At 43.6% G+C, this 3,249-nt stretch carries 4 protein-coding genes; all 4 read left to right on the forward strand.

Annotation, left to right across the window (positions count from 1 at the left end; all coding sequences use genetic code 11):
* The first annotated feature begins 532 nt into the window (after positions 1-532).
* Positions 533-1,651 carry an NADH-quinone oxidoreductase subunit NuoH gene (gene nuoH / locus IM507_RS19315; RefSeq protein WP_002775034.1) on the forward strand — a complete coding sequence of 373 codons (1,119 nt, stop codon included), beginning with the start codon at positions 533-535 and terminating at the stop codon, positions 1,649-1,651.
* Positions 1,652-1,692: 41 nt separating this feature from the next.
* Positions 1,693-2,265, forward strand: coding sequence for an NAD(P)H-quinone oxidoreductase subunit I (gene ndhI / locus IM507_RS19320; RefSeq protein WP_002733194.1), 573 nt, complete (start codon positions 1,693-1,695; stop codon positions 2,263-2,265).
* A 93-nt stretch (positions 2,266-2,358) separates the two neighbouring features.
* Positions 2,359-2,955, forward strand: coding sequence for an NADH-quinone oxidoreductase subunit J (locus tag IM507_RS19325; RefSeq protein WP_002762100.1), 597 nt, complete (start codon positions 2,359-2,361; stop codon positions 2,953-2,955).
* A gap of 25 nt (positions 2,956-2,980) precedes the next feature.
* The coding region (gene nuoK / locus IM507_RS19330) for an NADH-quinone oxidoreductase subunit NuoK (protein ID WP_287637555.1) at positions 2,981-3,249 on the forward strand (269 nt) is incomplete at its 3' end.

Below are 3,249 nucleotides of genomic sequence, written 5' to 3' on the forward strand. Positions count from 1 at the left end.
ACCAGTTTTGAGGTGGCCAATTACCTAATTTTCAGGGAAAAAGTCCAGGGATTTTCCCCCTGATCACTCCCATGCCTGGTACTTTTTGATTGACAAAAAGTCTAAAAGTCTTACCCAACAAGGTTTTTAGATTTTTTCAGCCTACCCTAAATAGCGGGGAGTGGCCAGAAACGCTCGATAACCGGGTTTTAAAAGTCGGTAAAACTTATCGGACAAAAGACCAGAGAGCGGCTTTAACTTCCTAAACGGTAAGTTATCTAGATTTTTTTCCTGTGAATAATTGGTAACTAGCTGAGGTTGTCGGCGCTAAGAAACAGATGAGAACATTGATAGATTCAGAGTCTAACTATTGACTAATACCTATTCTCGGACGGGGAATCAAGATTGCTTGACTCTCTTGGCTGCTAATGAGTTGAAGCCTTTGTCACTTTACTGATAACCCTCAGACCGACTAACTGTATACTAGGCCATAAGATTTGCTTAAAAATCTTCAGACCATGCCGAACTATTGACAGTACAGCGATCGCCAAATATGAATCAAGGCATAGATTTACAAGAAAGTTTCATTAAATCCCTAACAGACTTGGGATTAAGTGGAGGACTGGCTAAAGCGATTTGGATGCCTTTACCCATGTTCCTGATGATTATAGCCGCCACAGTGGGGGTTTTAGTCTGCGTCTGGTTAGAAAGGAAAATTTCCGCCGCCGTCCAACAGCGTATTGGACCGGAATACGCAGGACCCTTGGGCGTTTTACAACCGGTCGCCGACGGTCTCAAATTAGTTTTTAAAGAAGATGTCGTCCCCGCTAAAGCTGACCCTTGGTTATTCCTCTTCGGGCCGATTTTGGTGGTGATGCCGGTGTTTGTCTCCTACCTCATCGTCCCCTTCGGTCAAAATCTGCTGATTACTGACCTAAACGTGGGGATCTTTTTATGGATTTCCTTGTCCAGTATTGCCCCCATTGGCTTATTAATGGCGGGTTATGCCTCGAATAATAAGTATTCCTTGCTGGGAGGCCTGCGGGCCGCGGCGCAATCGATTAGTTATGAAATTCCCTTGGCTTTATCGGTATTAGCGATTGTGATGATGTCTAATAGTCTCAGTACCATTGATATTGTCGAACAACAATCCGGTTATGGCATTTTAGGCTGGAATATCTGGCGCCAACCGGTGGGTTTTCTGATTTTCTGGATTGCCGCTTTAGCTGAGTGTGAACGTCTGCCTTTCGATTTACCGGAAGCGGAGGAGGAATTAGTCGCCGGTTATCAAACCGAATACGCGGGGATGAAATTCGCTCTCTTTTATGTGGGTTCCTACGTTAACCTCGTGCTGTCGGCCCTAGTTTTCGCCGTCCTCTATCTTGGTGGTTGGGAATTTCCTATCCCCGTCAATGCTTTGGCCGGCTGGTTGGGAGTTAGTGAAACCAATCCTTGGCTACAAATTATCACCGCTTCCCTAGGGATTACGATGACGGTATTAAAAGCCTATTTTCTCATCTTCATCGCTATTCTCTTGCGTTGGACTGTACCCCGGGTTCGCATTGACCAATTACTCGATTTAGGCTGGAAATTCCTCTTACCGGTATCTTTAGTTAACCTACTACTTACCGCCGCCCTAAAACTAGCTTTTCCCTTTGCTTTTGGCGGTTAATTCCCGTTTTGCCCTGTTAACCTACTACCCCTCTGACCATCATGTTTAACATTCTCAAACAAGTCAGCGATTACGCCAAAGGTAGCATTCAAGCGGCGAAATACATCGGCGAAGGTTTATCCGTTACCTTCGACCATATGCGTCGTCGTCCGATTACCGTCCAGTATCCCTACGAAAAGTTAATTCCCTCGGAACGTTATCGGGGTAGAATTCACTTTGAGTTCGATAAATGTATCGCCTGTGAAGTTTGTGTGCGAGTTTGTCCGATTAATTTACCAGTAGTGGATTGGACTTTTAACAAGGAAATTAAAAAGAAAGAACTCAAACACTACAGTATCGATTTTGGGGTCTGTATTTTCTGTGGCAATTGTGTGGAATACTGTCCGACTAATTGCCTATCGATGACCGAAGAATACGAACTAGCGACCTATGATCGTCATGAATTAAACTATGATAACGTCGCCCTAGGCCGTTTACCCTACAAAGTCACCCAAGACCCGATGGTAACACCTCTGAGGGAATTAGGTTATCTGCCTAAAGGTGTTATCGAACCCCACGATTTACCCGCCGGTAGTCAACGCGCCGGTAAACGTCCGGAAGAAATTACCGATTAATTAGCAGTTAGCTATCAGCCGTCAGCCGTCAGCCTTCAGAAGCTGATAACTAATAATTAATAACTCTCAAACATAAAAGGAGATGAAACTACTGTGAATTTAGCCGAGGGCGTTCAAATAGTATCTTTTGGCATTTTAGCAGCCCTGGTAATCGGGACAGCTTTAGGCGTGGTACTATTATCTAATATCGTTTATTCCGCCTTTTTATTGGGCGGTGTTTTTATCAGCATTTCGGGTTTATATCTCTTACTAAATGCTGATTTTGTAGCGGCGGCACAAATTCTAATTTATGTGGGTGCAATTAACGTTTTAATTCTCTTTGCCATTATGCTTGTTAACAAGCAAGAGGACTTTTCTGATATTCCTAAACGTTGGATTCGTCGGGCATCTACTGCTTTAGTTTGTGTGGGTTTATTTGTGCTGTTATCGACCATGGTTTTAATCACGCCTTGGTCAATTTCTAGCACTTCTCCCGCAGTAGTGACTAATACTTTAGTAGAAATCGGTAAGCATTTCTTTAGTGATTTCTTACTACCCTTTGAATTAGCTTCCGTGCTATTATTAATGGCCATGGTCGGAGCAATTATTTTAGCTCGTCGTGACCTTATCCCCACCCTAAAAGCTGAAGAACCTACGGCCACAGCTTTAACATTACCCGAACGACCTAGAGAATTAACCGCCCCTAAATAAGACCAAAAAAAGAGGTATCATGCAGATTCAGTTAGAGTATTATTTGTTATTAGCGGCGGCCTTATTTTGTATCGGAATTTATGGTTTAGTCACCAGTCGCAATGCTGTCCGGGTTTTAATGTCGATCGAATTGATGCTCAATTCTGTTAACATTAACTTAATGGGTTTTTCCAACTATCTTGACCCCGCTAATATCCGAGGCCAAATTTTTACTATTTTCGTGATTACCGTAGCGGCAGCCGAGGCAGCCGTGGGTTTAGCGATTATCCTGACTATCTATCGTAACCGCGACAC

The organism is Microcystis sp. M20BS1, assembly GCF_020245305.1.
GTDB classification, from domain to species: Bacteria; Cyanobacteriota; Cyanobacteriia; order Cyanobacteriales; family Microcystaceae; genus Microcystis; species Microcystis ichthyoblabe_A.

What these genes read in the sequence shown, in the direction of transcription:
- ndhI (WP_002733194.1), top strand. Translation starts at nt 1,693, where the DNA reads ATGTTTAACATTCTCAAACAAGTCAGCGATTACGCCAAAGGTAGCATT.
- nuoH (WP_002775034.1), top strand. Translation starts at nt 533, where the DNA reads ATGAATCAAGGCATAGATTTACAAGAAAGTTTCATTAAATCCCTAACA.